A 16,562-nucleotide genomic window follows, 5' to 3' on the forward strand; every position below is an offset into this window, starting at 1 on the left:
GCCGGGGTTGTCGTCGATTGCTAGGTTCTGGCGATGGCCGTCCTGATGATGATCGCCGCGTGTTACGGCGTATGGCAATTGGCGATCCTGAGCTCCTGGACCCGGACCGTGCGCTTCGGCGTGCTCCTGCTGGCGGTCACCGTCGGTCTCTACGGTGCCGGTGTCCTGTCGGTGTTCGCGCAGCTCCTCTACACCCGGGGTGTGGTGGCGCTGACCGACACGCCGCTGCCCGAGGTGGTCCGCACCGCTTCGTACACAATGGATCCCTTCATCGAGGAGCTGGCGAAGATCGCGCCGCTGGCGCTGCTGGTGCTGCTGCACAAGCGGATCCGCGCGCAGTGGGGCCTGACCGACTACGTGCTCGTCGCCGCGGCGATCGGTTCCGGCTTCACTCTCGCCGAGGCGCTGCTGCGATTCAGCAACGAGGCCGCGCGGATGCCCGACGCGCAGGGCGGCATCGTGTCCGGGTGGACGGAGATGTCGGGCTTCTCGCTGACCTACTTCCCCGGCCTGAGCAGCATCCTCACCTCGTGGCTCCCGGCGCCCGTCGTCAACGGCGACCTGTTCGCCGGGGCATCCGACAGCGCGACCAACCCGCACCTGGTGCTCAGTGCGCTGGCCGGGCTCGGCCTGGGGCTGCTGCTGCGCAAGGGCTGGAAGCTGCGCCTGGCCGGGGCGGCGCTCATCTTCTACGCCTGGCTGGACCACGCCAGCTTCAACCAGCGCATCGCGGCACCCGACGACGGCGGGGTGATCGGTCTGGTGGCCGGTCCCATGAAGGTGATCGGCACCGTGGGCTGGCTCTACCCGCTGCTGGCCCTCGCAGCGGCGTCCTATCTGGACTTCGTGGCCGCCCGGACGTCGAAGCGTGCCTTGCCCGACGTGCAGACCCAGGTGTCCCTGCTCGACTTCGCGACGAAGGGCCTGCCCTGGACGCCGCTGATCGCGTGGCGGTTCGTCCTGGCCCGCCGCAACCTGTACTTCGCCCACGCGTCCGGTCGGGACACCGCCGACCTGCACCGGGTGGTGCGGGAGATCCGTGACCGGATCGACGCGTCCAACACCGCCGCGGCCTGGAGCAACGTCAAGCCGCCGCTGCCGAACCCGTTCGCGTCGGGCAGCGGCATCCGCCGCTACCTGCCGCTGCTGGTCCCGCTGGTGCTGCTGGTGCCCGCCTTCCTCTACTTCGTCGTCGGCACGATCCCGCTCACCGCCGGTGTGCAGAAGCTCATGATGTCGGCGTTCGCCACCCCGGTGATCCTCCTGTTCAGCCTCGTCGGCCTCGCCTGGCTCGGCTGGCGGCTCATCGGCATGCTCCGCCAGCGGCGGCAGCTCGCGGCGGCACCCTCCGCCGAGCTGATAGCCAAGGGCGAGCTGCAGCTCATCACCGCCTTCGGCGCGCTCGCGACCGGGGTGACCTCCCTCATCATCGGTCTGACCGGCAGCGGTCTGGACCAGCCGCTGGTGTCCAACATCCACATCCTCGACGCGCTGGGCAGGGGTGTCGCGCTCAGCGGCCTCCTGCTGATGCTCATCGCCCTGGCCCTCGTCCTCTTCCCGCCGGGCGGGCTGGCCCTGGCCGGCGGCGGCATGATGGCCGGTGCGCTGTCCCCGGCCGCCCTCGCCGGATTGGGAGCCGCGCTCGGTGCGCTCGGTGCTCTGCTCATGCACGCCTCCAGCGGTGGCGGCAGCGGGGGCCGGGGCGACGACTACTGGGAGGACAAGTACGGCGACGAGGCCAACAAGTACGAGGACGCGCCGCGCAACGAGCGGATGAGCGACGCGAACAAGCAGGAGCTGCAGGAATCGGGCTGGCTGAAGGAGAAGGTGCCCGACACCGGCACCCGGCGCGAGTTCATGAAGTGGCTGGAGCAGGGTCACAAGCAGGGCGAGGCCCACGTCCACCTGCGGCCGGGCTCACCCGAGGCGGAGGCGGCTCTGCAGGAGTTCCTCGCCGAGACGCTCTGAGAACGCCGACGGCGGCCGGCCCGGGGATCCGGACCGGCCGCCGGCCGAGCGGTTACGGGAAGTTCAGCAGGTAGACGTTGTTGGTGGTGGAGTTCGCCGCCGCGCCGGTGTTGTTGATGACGCGGGCGATGGTGCCGACGCCGCCGAGGGAGACGACCGCCATGTTGTGGAACTTCACTCCGGCCACCGCCGGCACCTCGAACGCCCGGGCCGACACGACGGCCGGGTTGACGTTGAAGTAGCAGTAGCTGCCCAGGCCCCAGGCCTCGAAGGTGGTGACGCCCGACCCCACCTTGATGGCCGGGTAGCCCTGCGTGGAGCCGTTCATCCAGGACGCCTGGTTCGGCGGGTCGTAGGGCATCTCGTTCTGGAAGAAGATGATCCGGCCGTTGGCGCCGTTCCAGACCACCTCGTTCTTCTGGTAGTGCTCGACGAACAGGCCGGTCGCGAGCACGTTGTCGCCGTTCACGGTCAGGCCGTTGTCGGCGGTGTTGACGGTCCAGCCGATCCCGGCGCCGTGGTCGGCCCGCCAGGCCCAGGTGTGGTCGATGATCGTGTTGTTGGTGTTGACGACCAGGCTGTTGGTGGCCTTGCCCGCGACCATGCCGCCGATCCGGAAGAACACGTCCTGGATCGTGGTCGGGTTGCCCGAGTGGGACACCGAGGTCTTGGCGAGGCCGACCTTGAGCAGGGTGTCGCTGTTGGTGGTGCCGGCGTCGAAGAGCAGGCCCTTGATGCGTACGCCGTCGACATCGGCGACGTCCATCGCGTTGACGCCGCCGTCGGGGATGATCGTCGCGTAGCCGATGCCGAGGACGATCGTGTTCGCCTTCGTCACGTGCAGCGTCTGGTTGACGTGGTAGACGCCGGGGGTGAAGAAGACGTTGCAGCCGTTGGCGAAGGCGGTGTTGATCGTCGCCGCCGAGTCGCTCGGGCGGGCCACGAAGAAGGTGCTCATCGGCAGTGAGCTACCGGGCGTGGAGCCGCCCGCCCAGCTCGGCCCGGACGCGTTGGTCCGCAGCGACGGCACGAACACCCGGTACTTCCCGGCGCCGTCGAGGTAGAGGTAGGGCACGTCGCGGGAGATCGGCGTGGTGGCGAGGGTGGTGTAGCGGGGTCCGGCGGCCGGGTTGGTGTTGAAGTTGTTCGCGGGCGCCCCGTTGACGCCGGAGAAGACCATGTTCCAGTTGGAGCCGCTCCAGCTGCCGAGCTGGCTGTCGCGGGTGTACCACTGCTGCTGCGAGGCCGACTCGCTGTTGCCGTCGACCTTGGAGTCGGCGATGTAGCCGCCGCTGGCCCAGCCGTAGCTGGCCGGGAAGAGGTTGAGGCCGCCGATGATGTGCATGCGGCGGAACGGTGCCGCCTGGGCGACGGCCCAGCGGTTGGTGCCGCCGAGCGTGTTGACCGAGAGGTTCTCGGCGGAGCGCCAGAAGTTCTGGGTGGCGTTGCCGGCGTCGCTGGCGTTGAACGCGTCGACCGTCACGGCGCCGTTGATGCGGGTGTCGTCGGGGTTCAGGCCGAGCCCGGCGATCGAGGTGTTGAAGCCGATGTTGGCGCCCACAGCGTACGGCGTCGAGCTGGGCTTGAACAGCAGGGCGTCGCGGCGGGTGGCGAACTGCGCGGTCTGGGTGCTCTTCTGCGCATCGAAGACGGTGTTCAGCGCGGCCTGGATGGTGGCGTCGCTGGAGGAGTGGTCGAAGATGCGCACGTTGGGGCCGAAGTCGGGCGTGTCGGAGTAGGTCGGGCAGGTGCCCGTCGGCGGGGTCGCCGTCAGCGAGAACTTCTGCGCGCCGGTGCCGTTGCAGTCCCAGATCGTCAGGCGGGTGCCGTTGGCGGTGGCGCCGCCGGGGGAGTCCATGCAGCGGCCGGACTGGGGGTTGCGCAGGGAGCCGTCGGCCTGCGCGGTCCACTGCTGGGCGCCGGTGCCGTTGCAGTCCCAGAGCTGGAGCGGCGTGCTGTTGGCGGTGCCGCCGCTGGTGATGTCGAGGCAGCGGCCGATCGCGGTCAGGGCGGTGCCGCTCCAGGTCCAGTGCTGGTCGGCGGCTGCGGCCTGGCAGTCCCAGAGCTGGATCGCGGTGCCGTTGACGCCGATGTCGTCACCGGCCACGTCGACGCACTTGCCGCCCGGCCCGTTGATGGGGTTGCCGGCGACCGCGGCGTAGGCGGACTGGACGGGGCTGGCGAGGCTGACGGTGGCGCCCGCAGCCGTCAACGCCAGGACCAGTAATCCGATCCGGAGTGATCTTGATGGGCTTCTCATAACGTACCTGCTCTCCTGGTGGGTCAGGGACGGACGCCCACGCTGTGAGAGCGCTCTCTTGCGAGGGTTGCCACAGTGTTACGGCGCTGTAACTCGCGTGTCAAGTAGTGATGAACGCCAATCTGACAACGTTGACAATCATGGCGCATTCATGTTGGATGGTCGATGTTGTAGTTCCCCCAGCATCACCCCCGGCACCGGTCCGCCTCGGCGGCGACCGGTGTGCTGCGCAGCGAGGGGTCGGGGCGCAGCCGGGTGGCGCTGCGGGACTGCACACCGGCCTTCCGCTGACGGCGGTGAAGGCCCTGCCCGCATGGGCACGACCCGCCTTCTCGTCGGTGCGCATCCTCGCTTAAGCTGCTGTACTAGGGAATTCGCGTCACGGCGCCATGAGGAAGGGGCACGTTGCGGCAGGTTGGCACGAACCTTCCCAAGGTCGGGGCGTACAACCGCGCGGTGGTTCTGGATGTCATCCAGCTGGCCGACGGGATCAGTCGGGTCGAGCTCGCCCAGCACACCGGACTCACCGCGCAGACGGTCTCCGGCATCGTGCGCAGGCTGATCGACGAGGGCGTGGTCCGTGAGGACGGTGCCAGCAGGATCGCCACCGGCGGCAAGCCCCGCACCATCCTGCGGGTCAACGCCGACGCGGGCAGCGCCGTCGGGCTGCACTTCGATCCCGTCGAGCTCACCTGCGTCGTGGTGGATCTTTTGGGCCGGGCCCTGGTGACGACCCGGCGGCCGCTGCCGCAGACGGCCGAGCCGGACGAGGTCATCCGGGCCATGGCGGAGCTGGTGGAGGCGGTCCTCGCGGTGGCCGGGGTGTCCCGGCAGCGCGTGCTGGGCCTGGGGGTGGCCACTCCCGGCCCGATCGACCAGGACCTCGGCCTGGTCATCTCGCCGCCGCAGCTCGCCAAGTGGCGCCGGGTGGCGATGAAGGAGCTGCTCGAGGCCGCGACCGGGCTCGCGGTCACCATCGACAACGACGCGACCGCCGCGGCGATCGGCGAGCGCTGGGCGGGTGCGGGCCGCGGTGTCGCCAACTTCGCATACTTCTTCCTGGGTACGGGCATCGGCGGCGGCCTGTTCCTCGGTCACCAGGTGCACCGTGGCGGCTCGTTGAACGCCGCCGAGTTCGGCCACATCACGATCATGGCGGACGGACCGGAGTGCTACTGCGGCAGCCGGGGATGCGTCGAGCGGCTGATCAACCCGAAGGCGATCGTCGCGGACGCCCGCGAGCGCCTGGCCGGTGCCGGCGGGGGCGGCAGCGGCCCGCTCGCGCAGCGCTTCCGCCGGGACCCGGCGACCGTCGACTACGAGGCCGTCTGCGATGCCGCCGAAGCGGGTGACGAGGTGGCGACGGCTGTCGTCCGGACCGCGGCGGACCGGCTCGCGTGGGCGGTCGTCAACGTGGCCAACACCGTCGATGTCGACCTGGTGATCCTGGGCGGCAACGGGATCCGGTCGGTCGGGACGGCCTACCGGGACGCGGTCGCCGCGGCCCTCGCCACCCGGCCGATGGCCCGGCAGATCCGCGTCGTCGACGTGGTGCTCTCCCCGCTCGGCGCTGACGCGGCCGTCGTGGGAGCCGCGTCCCTCGTCCTGCACAGCACCTTCTCGCCGCAGGTCACCTCACTGCTGGCGGAGTAGCCCCGACGCGGTCGTGGGGCCCCCGCGAACGGGAGCCCCACGACGCTGTTCGTGCTGCTTACTTCGTCAGCGGGCCCAGCTTGGGGTCGTCGACGTAGGCCGTGGCCGCGTTGGCCTTGGTCACGATGATCGGCGGAAGCAGGTAGGACGGGACGACCTTGACACCGTTGTTGTAGGACGAGGTGTCGTTGACGGTCGGCGTGGCACCGGTCTGCAGCGCCTGGACCATCTTGATGGTCTCGGCGACCAGCTTGCGGGTGTCCTTGTTGATGGTGGAGTACTGCTCGCCAGCCATGATCGACTTGACCGACTCCACCTCGGAGTCCTGGCCGGTGACGACCGGGATCGGCTTGCCGGCGCCCTTGACCGAGGTGATGATCGCGCGGGCCAGGGTGTCGTTCGGCGAGAGGACGCCGTCGAGGGTCTTGCCGGAGCTGTAGGTGGAGGTCAGCAGCGAGTCCATCCGCTGCTGGGCGCCCTCGGCCTTCCAGCCCTGGATGGCGGTCTGCTTGACGTCCTTCTGGCCGGAGCCGACGATCAGGTCACCCTTGTCGATGAGCGGCTTGAGGACGTCGAGCGCGCCGTTGAAGAAGACGCCCGCGTTGTTGTCGTCCGGCGAGCCGGAGAACAGCTCGATGGTCCACGGACCGGTGGCCTTCTTGGCCTTCAGGCCCTCCACCAGCGCCTGGCCCTGGAGCTGGCCGACCTTGAAGTTGTCGAACGCGATGTAGTAGTCGATGTCCTTGGTGTTGGTGATCAGCCGGTCGTAGGCGATGACCACGGCACCGGCCTGCTTGGCCTGCGCCACCTGGGTCGAGAGCTGGGCGGCGTCGGTCGCGCCGATGACGATGACCTTCGCACCCTTGGTGACCATGGCGTTGATCTGCGCCTGCTGGTCGGCGACGGTGGTCGAGGCACCGGCGTACTGGACGTCGGACGCGAAGCCCGCGGCCTTGAGCCCGTTGGTGAACAGGTCACCGGCGAGGACCCAGTTCTCCGAGGTCTTCGACGGCAGCGCGACGCCGATCAGGGCGTCCTTCGCGAAGCCGACGGCCGGACCGGACGCGGTGCTGGAGGTCTCGCCCTCGCGGGCGGTCGTGCAAGCGCTCAAGGCCAGCAGCGCGGCGGCGCCGACCAGGAGGGTTTTGCTGAGGTACTTGCGCATGCGGGAGTAACCCTTCTCTGTTGAGATGGTGCGGTGTGGGGTCGGGCGGCATTTCGCCGAGGTCAGCCGAGGGCGGGAGCCCTCTGTGGTTCGCTGTCCGCTTCGGACTGCGCCGGTGGCGGCTGCGGGTCGTCCTTGCGGAACGGGCGGGTGAGCGATTCGATGATCGAGAATCTTCCCTGGCTGCGGTTGTAGACGTCGAAGGCGACGGCGATCAGCAGGAAGAGGCCCCGGATGATCTGCCCGACGTCGGTGCCGGTGCCGAGCAGCTGCATCCCGTTGATGAGGACCGCCATCACCAGACCGCCGACGATCGAGCCGCTGATGGTGCCCAAGCCGCCGGAGACGGCCGCGCCGCCGACGAAGACCGCTGTGATCGCTTCCAGCTCCCAGCTCAGCCCGTCCTGCGGGCCGGAGGCGGTGGACCGGGCGACGAAGATCATGCCCGCGAGGGCGGCCAGGACCGACATGTTGGTCATGACGAAGAAGTTCACCCGCTGGAGCTTGACGCCGGAGAGCTCGGCGGCGCGGGAGTTGCCGCCGATGGCGTAGATGTGCCTGCCCCCCGCCGTGTTGCGGGTGTAGAACGAGTAGGCGAGGACCAGGACGGCCAGGATGATGCCGGAGATCGGGAAGCTCGTCCCGACGCGACCGCCGGCGAATCGCAGGGTGGCGAAGGCGATGACGCCCACCATCACCGCCAGCCGCAGGATCGAGATCCACAGGGGAGCGGGGTCGGCGCCCATCTCCTGGCGGGTCTGCCGGGTGCGGTACTCCCGGACGGCGACCGCAGCGACGGCGACGATGCCGAGGAGCAGGGTGAGGTTGTTGTAACCGGTGGTGGGGCCGACCTCGGGGAGGTAGCCCGCGCCGATGACCCGGAAGCCCTCCGGGACCGGGACGGTGGCGGCGTCGCCGATCAGCTGGTTGCCGCCGCGGAAGAGCAGCATGCCGGCGAGCGTCACGATGAACGCGGGGATGCCGACGTAGGCGACCCAGAAGCCCTGCCATGCGCCGATCAGGGCGCCCACCAGCAGGCCCAGCAGGATTCCGGCCGGCCAGGGGATGCTGAAATCGTGCATCGCCTTGGCGACGACGATGCCCGTGAACGCCGCGACGGAGCCGACCGAGAGGTCGATGTGCCCGGCGACGATCACCATCAGCATGCCGATGGCGAGGATGAGGATGTACGAATACTGGCTGACCACCGCGATCAGGTTGCCCGGTGTCAGGGTCAGTCCGTTGGTGAGGACCTGGAAGAGCACCACGATCGCCACCAGCGTGAAGATCATGCCGAACTGGCGGATGTTCGAAGTCGTACCCCCGAAGAGGTTCTTCTGTAGGTCTTTGAGCCGGCTCATGGCGTCGCCACCCTCCTCGTCGATGTCATCTGCTTCAGGAGGAGTTCGGGAGTGGCGTCGCGGCGCGCGATGTCTCCGGTGACAGCGCCCTCGAACACCGTGTAGATGCGGTCGCACACCCCGATGAGCTCGGGGAGCTCGGAGGAGATGACGATGACGCCCTTGCCCTCATCTGCCAGGCGCTGGATGATGCCGTAGATCTCGTACTTCGCCCCGACGTCGATCCCTCGGGTGGGCTCGTCGAGGATGAGCAGGTCGGGGTCGGTGAACATCCACTTCGCCAGGACGACCTTCTGCTGGTTGCCGCCGGAGAGCTTGGTGATGCCCTCGTCGACGGTGGGCGTCTTGATCCGCAGGCTGGTGCGGTAGGACTCCGACACCTGGTGCTCGGCGACCTTGTCCAGGACGCCGTGCCGGCTGATCTTCGACAGCTTGGCGGCGACCATCGAGGTCTTGATGTCGTCGAGCAGGTTGAGGCCGATCGCCTTGCGGTCCTCGCTGACGTAGGCGAGGCCGTGCCGGATCGCGGCGGCGACCGACTTCAGCTCGATCTCCTCGCCGTCCTTGATGATCTGCCCGCCGAGGTAGACCCCGTAGGACCGGCCGAAGACGCTCATCGCGAGCTCCGTGCGGCCGGCGCCCATCAGGCCTGCGAAGCCGACGATCTCGCCCCGGCGGACGTAGAAGCTGGAGTTCTTGCACACGAGGCGCTCGGCGGAGATCGGGTGCCGCACGGTCCAGTTGCGGACCTCGAAGAAGACATCCCCGATGTTCGGGGTGTGGTCGGGGAACCGGCTGCTCAGCTCACGGCCGACCATGCCGCGCACGATCCGGTCCTCGTTGATGCCGTCCGCGTGCACGTCGAGTGTCTCGACGGCCCGGCCGTCGCGCAGGATGGTGATGGAGTCGGCGACCGCCTCGATCTCGTTGAGCTTGTGCGAGATGATGATCGAGGTGATGCCACGGTCCTTGAAGCCCCGCAACAGGTCGAGCAGGTGCCGGGAATCGGTCTCGTTCAACGCGGCGGTCGGCTCGTCGAGGATGAGCAGCCGGACATCCTTGGCGAACGCCTTGGCGATCTCCACCAGCTGCTGCTTGCCGACGCCGATGTCCTTGATCAGGGTGTCCGGGTCCTCCTTGAGGCCGACCTGCGCCATAAGCTCGATCGCCCGGCGGTTCGCGGCCTTCCAGTCGATCGCGCCCAGCCGCCGCGGCTCGTTGCCGAGGAAGATGTTCTCGGTGATCGACATGCCGGGTACCAGCGCGAGCTCCTGGTGGATGATCACGATCCCGGCGCGTTCGCTGGACCTGATGTCAGCGAACCGGCTCTCCGCTCCCTGATAGACGATGGAGCCGGAGTAGGTCCCATGTGGATAGACGCCGCTCAGGACCTTCATCAGCGTCGACTTGCCGGCGCCGTTCTCGCCGCAGATCGCGTGGATCTCGCCGGTGCGCACGACCAGGCTGACGTCGGCGAGGGCGACGACGCCGGGGAACTCCTTGGTGATCGACCGCATCTCCAGCAGTACGGGGGCGCTCATGCGGGCTCGTCCCGGGCTGCGAGCGGCGCGCACCATCTCGCTGACATCGAGTTGCCTCCCGGGGCAGGGTCATGGGATTGGTCGTCGCGGGGAACGCCGTCGGGTCCGAGCTGCTCTACGCCACCATCAGGCGGTGGCCCGGACAGCTCGCCTGCTCACTGAGCACGGCGTCGCTCGCGGATGCGGGGATTCGCGTGGTCTGGCCGCCTGGTGGTCGGCTGTGTCACGTCGATCCGCTCCTCGCAGTGTGAGTGTTTCCTTGTGCTACGCCAATGTTTCAGGACATCGACGTATGCGAGGACCTTAAATCAATTCGTTTTACTAAGTCAATACTGCGGAGCCCTCCGATAGAGCGCTCTCCGGCGGAGTGCCGCTCACGCGATCTCGACGTAGTCCACTTCGGCCCAGCGGCTGAGGTAGGTGAGGCGCACGGTGTTCCAGCCCGCGGTGAGGGTGATGCCGGCGGTCGCCTGGCGCCAGGTGTCCCAGCCCGAGTTGGGGTAGGTGACGGTCCCGGCCGGTGCGCCGTTGACGGTCACGGAGTGCTGGGCGTCGCCATAGCCTGCGGCGTAGCCGATGTGGGCGTTGTAGCCGCCGCTGCGGGGGGCGTAGACGGTGAACTCGACCCAGCTGTCCGCGTAGTCGATATACGCCACCACCTGGCCCTGGGATGCGGTGGCGGCGTTGCGTACGGCGCTGTGGTTCAGCACGGCCCGCTCGGCTTCGGTGCGCACCCGGCTGCCGCGCACGACGGGGTACTCGCCGGCCCAGCCGAGCGCGGCCACGTACATCCCGCGGGCGGAGTAGTTGTTGATCCACCCGTGCAGGACGAGGCTGTCGCCGCCGGCCTCCCGGATCACGTCGGCTCCGCCCGGCCCGCGCACGGCGGAGTCCACACTCGCCGTCGTCACCAGCGACCGGTACGCCTTCGCGTAGGGCCCGGTCAGCGACGTCGACGTGGCGTAGCTGGTCTGGTAGCCGTCGCCGCCGTAGCCGCCGAGCGAGTAGAACAGGATGTAGCGGCCGCCGGTCTTGGTCAGGACGGGTGCCTCGATGATGCCGGCCTCCTCGGGTAGGCCGCTGCGCAGCAGCTCCACCCGGGAACCCTGCAGGGTGGTCCCGTTGGCGGCGACCTGCTGCAGCCACAGGCTCGTCGGCTGCCCGACGGCGTTGCCGTCGTCCTTGTAGAGCAGGTAGCGCAGGCCGGTGCTGTCGGTGAAGCTGGAGGCGTCGATGTCGCCGCCCTCGCCGCCGTTGCAGACCAGGGGCTGCGTGCCGACCGGCGTGAACGGGCCCAGCGGGGAGCCGGACACGGCGGCGCCGATGCACTGCCGCCCGACCGCGATGCTGCGGGCGGTGTAGTAGAGCAGGTAGGTCCCGTCGGCGCGGCGGGACACGTCGGGCGCCCAGGTGAGCCCGCCCGAGGCCCAGGCGCCCAGGGTCGGCAGGGCGTTGCCGCGCCGGGTCCACGGCCCGTTCACCGAGGGTGCCGACGCGACGGGGACGTTGCCGTTGCCGTTGTTGGTGGAGTAGGCGTAGTAGGTCCCGTCGAACTTGCCGATGTCCGGATCGGGGAAGTCGCTGCCGATCACGAGGGCCGGCGCGGTCGTGGCGGCGAAGGCGGCACCGCCGGGGACGACGGCGAGCGGGACGGCGACGAGCAGCACGGCAAGAAATCGACGCATGTGTAAGTCTAAACAGAATTTACAGTAATGCACGAGGTGGGCGCCGGGATTCGGCACCCACCCCGTACCGGATGGGGGTTAGATCTTGCCGACGCCCGCGCCGGCGGAGACGAGCGCCGGGACGGCGGCCGCGCTGTCGGGCGAGTAGGCGTAGTAGCTGCCGGGCTGCCCGCTGCACGAGCCCGAGGTCACGATGGGGTCCTCGGTGTTGACGTTGATGTTGCCGCGCGCCTCGATCCGGCCCGCGGAGCCGCCGACGTCGTTGCGGGTGGGCTTCTCGACGTCGTCGAAGTAGTTGTTCTCCACGACGAGGCAGGCGTTCATCTGCGACGCCGCGCCGTAGCCGGTGATGTGCAGGTAGTAGTTGTTGTAGATGTGCACCGGCTCGCCGAACCGGACCCGCGGGTTGCGCTGCGAGCTGCCGTCGAGGAAGTTGTGGTGGTAGGTCACCTTCAGGCGGCCGATGTCCTGCGCTCCGTTGGAGTCGTCGTGGCCGAGCAGCATGTTCTTGTCGCTGTTGTGGAACCGGTTCCACGAGATCGTGATCCAGCTGGAGCCGCGCTTGGCGTCGAGCGCGCCGTCGAACTGCTCGGACAGGTCGTTGTGGTCGATCCAGACGTGGTGCGAGAACATCTGCACGTTGATGCAGTCGTCCGGGCAGTCGCGGATGGTCAGGTTGCGGACGATGACGTTCCTGACCGCGTTGGCCGGCGGTGCGGTGACGGCGTCGTCGATGGGCAGGCCGATGTTGAGCCCGCCGCCGGTCAGCCCGGAGCCCGCGCCCAGCCCGACGATGGTCTTGTCGGAGGTGACGTCGTGCATCGGCCCCGGCAGCGTGATGGTGCCGCTGACCTGGATGACGAGTTTCCCGGGCTGGGCGATGGCGCTGAGGAACGCGGCCGCGGTGCTGACCGTGACGGTCGGGCCGCCGGTGCCGCCGCTGGTGCCGTTCTGGCCCCAGGCGTTGACGCTCGCGTAGCCGTCGGCCTGGCCGGGGGTCGGCGGCGTCGGTGACGTGGAGGGCGAGGGCGACGGGGGCGCGGACGGGGAGGCCGACGGCGACACCGATGCCGAGGGGGAGGCGGGGCTCGACGGGCTGATGGACGGCCCGGGTCCGGGGGAGTCGGTGACCACCACGTCGTCGAAGGAGGCGCCGGAGTAGTAGGTGGTCAGACCGATCTTGCCGGTGGCGAAGGCGGAGTCGGTCCCGGAGACGGCGAGAGCGCCGTTGAGATAGCCGCGCAGCGAACCGCCGAAGGCCTCGAACCGCAGCGTGGCCCAGGTCCCGGTGCTGACCGAGGCCGGTGCCGACGCGATGGTCGCGTAGCCGCCGCCGGTGCGCTTGCCGAGGAGCACCTGGCCGGGGCCGAGGGCGAGGTAGTAGTAGTTGGTCATGCTCTGCGCCCGCCCGATGAGGCCGACGAGCCGGCCGGATCCGGAGCTGAAGGCGAGTGGCTTGACCCGGGCCTGGACGGACTGGTTGCCCCAGGCCGAGCCGGCCTGCGCCTTGGCGTCGCTGCCGGTGCTCGTCTGCTGGAAGACCGGGGAGCCGTCGGCGACGACAGCCCAGCTGCCGCCCGATTTGGACCAGCCGGTGGAGTTGCCGTCGTTGAAGTCGTCGTTGAACAGGGTCGCGGCGTGGGCGGTCGTGGTGAGGACCAGCAGCGCGCTGGTGACCACGGCGGCGATCCCGCTGGCGAGCCAGGCGTGTCTCATGGTCGGGCGGCGTGAGAAGGCGGACACGGTTCGCACGTCCTTTCGGGAGCGGCCGCCGGGGGACGCGGGCGGCCGGGGAGGACCTGCGACGGGACGGGCCGCAGGGTGGTGCGGTACGTTCCCTGTCACGCTACGGAAAGCGCTTTCCGATCGTCAAGATGTCACATATGCAGATGTGTTGCACTGATTCTCGGCCTACTTCGTGGGCAATTGGCACTGTTTGCCGTGCCGGAAATGCGGCTGCGGAGCGCCGAGTTGCACCGGCGGCGCCCCGCAGTTGCAAGCACTCGGCGTCAGGCGGTCGCCTCGATGACGGCGCGGCCGGCCTGGCGGCCGGAGAAGATGCAGCCGCCGAGGAAGGTGCCCTCCAGGGACCGGTATCCGTGGACGCCGCCGCCGCCGAAGCCGCTCGCCTCGCCCGCGGCGTACAGGCCGGGGAAGGGTGACGTGTCGGGGCGCAGGACCCGGCCGGACAGGTCGGTGTGCAGGCCGCCGAGGGATTTGCGGGTGATGACGTGGAGCCGGACGGCGATGAGCGGCCCGGCCTTCGGGTCGAGGATCTTGTGCGGCGTGGCGGTCCGGGAGAGCTTGTCGCCGCGGTAGCGGCGGGCGTTGTGGATCGCCATGACCTGGCCGTCCTTGGTGAACGCGTTGTCCATCTCCCGGTCGCGCGCCACGACCTCGCGGCGGATCTGCTCGACGTCGAGCAGCGGGGTGTCGGTGAGGGCGTTCATCCCGGCGACGAGCTCGTCGAGGGTGGCCGCGACGACGAAGTCCTCGCCGCGGTTCTTGAACGCCTCGACGGGCGCGGGGGCGCCGGGTCCGATGCGGCTCAGCGTCTGGCGGACCGACTTGCCGGTGAGGTCGGGGTTCTGCTCGGAGCCCGAGAGCGCGAACTCCTTCTCGATGATCTTCTGGGTGAGGATGAACCAGCTGTGGTCGTGCCCGGTGCTCCGCAGGTGGGCGAGGGTGCCGAGGGTGTCGAAGCCGGGGTAGAGCGGGCCGGGCAGGCGCTTGCCGGTCGCGTCGAACCACAGGGAGGACGGTCCGGGCAGGATCCGGATGCCGTGCTTCTCCCAGATCGGGCTCCAGTTCTTGATCCCCTCGACGTAGTGCCACATCCGGTCGGCGTTGACGACCGCGCCGCCGGCGTCCTGGGCGATCTGCAGCATCCGGCCGTCGACGTGGGCGGGAACGCCGCTGATCATGTGCTCGGGTGGGGTGCCGAGGCGGGCGGGCCAGTTCTTGCGGACCAGGTCGTGGTTGGCGCCGATGCCGCCGGAGGTCACCACGACCGCCTGCGCGGTCAGCTCGAAGTCCCCGACCGCGGTGCGGGAGCTGGCGACACCGCGAGCCGCCGTGCTCGGCTCGAGAACGGTGCCGCGGACCCCCGTCACGGTGCCGTCGGCGACGACCAGCTCGTCCACGCGGTGCCGGAACGCGAAGGTGACGAGGCCCCTGGCTGCGGCGGCCCGCACCCGGCGCGCGAAGGGCGCGACGACGCCGGGGCCGGTGCCCCAGGTGACGTGGAAGCGGGGGACGGAGTTGCCGTGCCCGATCGCGCCGTAGCCGCCGCGCTCGGCCCAGCCGACGATCGGGAAGAACCGGACGCCCTGAGCGCGCAGCCAGGACCGCTTCTCCCCGGCGGCGAAGTCCACGTAGGACTCCGCCCATCGCCGGGGCCAGGCGTCCTCGGGCCGGTCGAACCCGGCGGTGCCCAGCCAGTCCTGCAGCGCCAGGTCGCGGGAGTCCTTGATCCCCATCCGGCGCTGCTCGGGCGAGTCGACGAGGAACAGGCCGCCGAAGGACCAGAACGCCTGCCCGCCGAAGTTGGACTCCGGCTCCTGGTCGAGCAGGATCACCCGGCGCCCGGCCTCCGCGAGCTCGGCGGTGGCGACCAGCCCGGCCAGCCCGGCCCCGACAACGATCACGTCTGCGTTCATGCCCCGATCCTCACCCGCAGCGTCCTGCCTGACAACCGGAATCGCCGCTCGTGCTGGCCCTGATTGTCACCGGCTGACAATAATGAGGGGATGGGGGTCACCGAGCGGAGGGCGGTTCAGCGGCGGCTGGCCGAGCTCGGCGACCGGCTCGACGAGCGGATCGTCGCCGCACTCCAGCGGGAGGTCCCCGCCTATGCCGCCATCAGCGCCGCTCAGCTCGCCGAGACCCGCGCGATCACGGCCTGGGCGGTCCGGCGCCTGATCGAGATGTGGGTCGAGGAGACCGCGCTCACCGCCGCTGACCGGCAGCGGTTCCGGGGCATCGGTGTCGCCCGCGCCACCGACGGCCGCCCGCTGTTCGCGGTTCTCCGCGCCTATCGCGTCGCCGCGGTCCAGATCAGCGACCTCGTCATCGACCTCGCCGGGGGCGAGCTGGCGATCGACGATGTGGCGGTCCTCCACCGGACGCTGCTGACCAGCGTCGACGAGCTGTCGGAGTCCCTGTTCGCCGGTTACACCAGCGCCATCGAGCAGCTCGGCAACGATCGCGCCCGGATGCTCGCGGGCCTCGCCGACGACCTGCTGACCGGTCGCCAGACCTCCGCCGCCGTCCTCGCGGACCGGGCCGCTCAGCTCGGCATCACCATCCCGGCGGCGCTCACCCTCGCCGTCTTCGCGCCCCAGGCTCCAGGGGTGGCCCTCTCGGAGGGCGACGTCGCCGATCTCGCCTCGTCGATCGGCGGGCAGCCGACGGACGTGCTGCACACCCGTCGCGGCGGCCAGGGCGTCCTGCTCGCCGCAGCGGTTCCGGATCTCGCGCCGCAGCTGACGTTCCGCAGGTGGCGGGCGTGTGTCATCCGGGATCTCAGTCCGGCCGCGGTGCCGGCGGGGTTCGGCCTCGCCGCGGCCGCGGTCGGCCACGCGCCCGATGAGGCGTACGCGGCGTCACCTGTCCTCGACCGTGGTGACGCGATGCTGGTCGCGCTGCTGCGCGGCCGGCCGACCGTCGATCCGGCCGAACTCGCGGGCGTTGCCCTGGGCCCGGTCGCCGAGGCCGAGAACGCGCACCTGCTCGAAGGGCTTCAGGCCTACCTGCGCTTCGGGTCGTCCACCGAGGCGGCCGCCGCGCTGGGCCTGCACCCGCAGACCATGCGGCACCGGCTGCGGCGGATCACCGCGCTGTCCGGCCGCGACGTGCACCGGTCGTGGGACCGGCTGATGCTCGACGCCGCCCGGACGGCGCTCGCGCTGAGGACCAGCCGCCCGTAGG

At 69.8% G+C, this 16,562-nt stretch carries 10 protein-coding genes; 3 read left to right on the top strand and 7 right to left on the bottom strand.

Features of this window, described 5'->3' with window-relative positions; translation table 11 throughout:
* The first annotated feature begins 33 nt into the window (after positions 1-33).
* On the top strand, positions 34-1,968 hold the full coding sequence (locus F4553_RS39415) for a PrsW family glutamic-type intramembrane protease (protein WP_184846765.1): 1,935 nt from the start codon (positions 34-36) through the stop codon (positions 1,966-1,968).
* A 52-nt stretch (positions 1,969-2,020) separates the two neighbouring features.
* Here the strand turns inward: F4553_RS39415 and F4553_RS39420 are convergent, their stop codons facing one another.
* On the bottom strand, positions 2,021-4,228 hold the full coding sequence (locus tag F4553_RS39420; protein ID WP_184846767.1) for a pectate lyase-like domain-containing protein: 2,208 nt from the start codon (positions 4,226-4,228) through the stop codon (positions 2,021-2,023).
* Positions 4,229-4,684: 456 nt separating this feature from the next.
* Between F4553_RS39420 and F4553_RS39425 the strand changes: the two genes are divergently transcribed.
* Positions 4,685-5,881: an ROK family transcriptional regulator gene (locus F4553_RS39425; RefSeq protein WP_312875557.1), complete on the top strand. Its 1,197-nt coding sequence runs from the start codon at positions 4,685-4,687 to the stop codon at positions 5,879-5,881.
* 58 nt (positions 5,882-5,939) lie between these two features.
* Here F4553_RS39425 and F4553_RS39430 read toward each other — a convergent pair whose 3' ends face one another.
* The 6 genes from F4553_RS39430 to F4553_RS39455 all read right to left on the bottom strand — a co-directional run bounded on the left by F4553_RS39430 (position 5,940) and on the right by F4553_RS39455 (position 15,292).
* The gene (locus F4553_RS39430; protein WP_184846770.1) at positions 5,940-7,046 is read right to left on the bottom strand and encodes a substrate-binding domain-containing protein; all 1,107 of its coding nucleotides are present in this window, start codon (positions 7,044-7,046) and stop codon (positions 5,940-5,942) included.
* 62 nt (positions 7,047-7,108) lie between these two features.
* The gene (gene mmsB, locus F4553_RS39435) at positions 7,109-8,407 is read right to left on the bottom strand and encodes a multiple monosaccharide ABC transporter permease (RefSeq protein WP_184846771.1); all 1,299 of its coding nucleotides are present in this window, start codon (positions 8,405-8,407) and stop codon (positions 7,109-7,111) included.
* Positions 8,404-9,984 carry a multiple monosaccharide ABC transporter ATP-binding protein gene (gene mmsA / locus F4553_RS39440; protein WP_446680439.1) on the bottom strand — a complete coding sequence of 527 codons (1,581 nt, stop codon included), beginning with the start codon at positions 9,982-9,984 and terminating at the stop codon, positions 8,404-8,406. Before mmsA ends, mmsB begins: the two co-directional genes overlap by 4 nt.
* Positions 9,985-10,322: 338 nt before the next feature.
* On the bottom strand, positions 10,323-11,633 hold the full coding sequence (locus tag F4553_RS39445; protein ID WP_184846775.1) for a family 43 glycosylhydrolase: 1,311 nt from the start codon (positions 11,631-11,633) through the stop codon (positions 10,323-10,325).
* Positions 11,634-11,711: 78 nt separating this feature from the next.
* Positions 11,712-13,349, bottom strand: coding sequence for a pectate lyase family protein (locus F4553_RS39450; RefSeq protein WP_184846777.1), 1,638 nt, complete (start codon positions 13,347-13,349; stop codon positions 11,712-11,714).
* A gap of 293 nt (positions 13,350-13,642) precedes the next feature.
* On the bottom strand, positions 13,643-15,292 hold the full coding sequence (locus F4553_RS39455) for an FAD-binding dehydrogenase (RefSeq protein ID WP_184846779.1): 1,650 nt from the start codon (positions 15,290-15,292) through the stop codon (positions 13,643-13,645).
* A 90-nt stretch (positions 15,293-15,382) separates the two neighbouring features.
* On the opposite strand from F4553_RS39455, the gene F4553_RS39460 reads away from it, so the two are divergent.
* Positions 15,383-16,561: a PucR family transcriptional regulator gene (locus F4553_RS39460; protein WP_184846781.1), complete on the top strand. Its 1,179-nt coding sequence runs from the start codon at positions 15,383-15,385 to the stop codon at positions 16,559-16,561.
* Position 16,562: the final 1 nt, after the last annotated feature.

The organism is Allocatelliglobosispora scoriae, from assembly GCF_014204945.1.
GTDB lineage: Bacteria > Actinomycetota > Actinomycetes > Mycobacteriales > Micromonosporaceae > Allocatelliglobosispora > Allocatelliglobosispora scoriae.

What these genes read in the sequence shown, in the direction of transcription:
- F4553_RS39415 (WP_184846765.1), top strand. Translation starts at nt 34, where the DNA reads ATGGCCGTCCTGATGATGATCGCCGCGTGTTACGGCGTATGGCAATTG.
- F4553_RS39420 (WP_184846767.1), bottom strand. Translation starts at nt 4,228, where the DNA reads ATGAGAAGCCCATCAAGATCACTCCGGATCGGATTACTGGTCCTGGCG.
- F4553_RS39430 (WP_184846770.1), bottom strand. Translation starts at nt 7,046, where the DNA reads ATGCGCAAGTACCTCAGCAAAACCCTCCTGGTCGGCGCCGCCGCGCTG.
- mmsB (WP_184846771.1), bottom strand. Translation starts at nt 8,407, where the DNA reads ATGAGCCGGCTCAAAGACCTACAGAAGAACCTCTTCGGGGGTACGACT.
- mmsA (WP_446680439.1), bottom strand. Translation starts at nt 9,984, where the DNA reads ATGGTGCGCGCCGCTCGCAGCCCGGGACGAGCCCGCATGAGCGCCCCC.
- F4553_RS39445 (WP_184846775.1), bottom strand. Translation starts at nt 11,633, where the DNA reads ATGCGTCGATTTCTTGCCGTGCTGCTCGTCGCCGTCCCGCTCGCCGTC.
- F4553_RS39450 (WP_184846777.1), bottom strand. Translation starts at nt 13,349, where the DNA reads ATGAGACACGCCTGGCTCGCCAGCGGGATCGCCGCCGTGGTCACCAGC.
- F4553_RS39455 (WP_184846779.1), bottom strand. Translation starts at nt 15,292, where the DNA reads ATGAACGCAGACGTGATCGTTGTCGGGGCCGGGCTGGCCGGGCTGGTC.
- F4553_RS39460 (WP_184846781.1), top strand. Translation starts at nt 15,383, where the DNA reads ATGGGGGTCACCGAGCGGAGGGCGGTTCAGCGGCGGCTGGCCGAGCTC.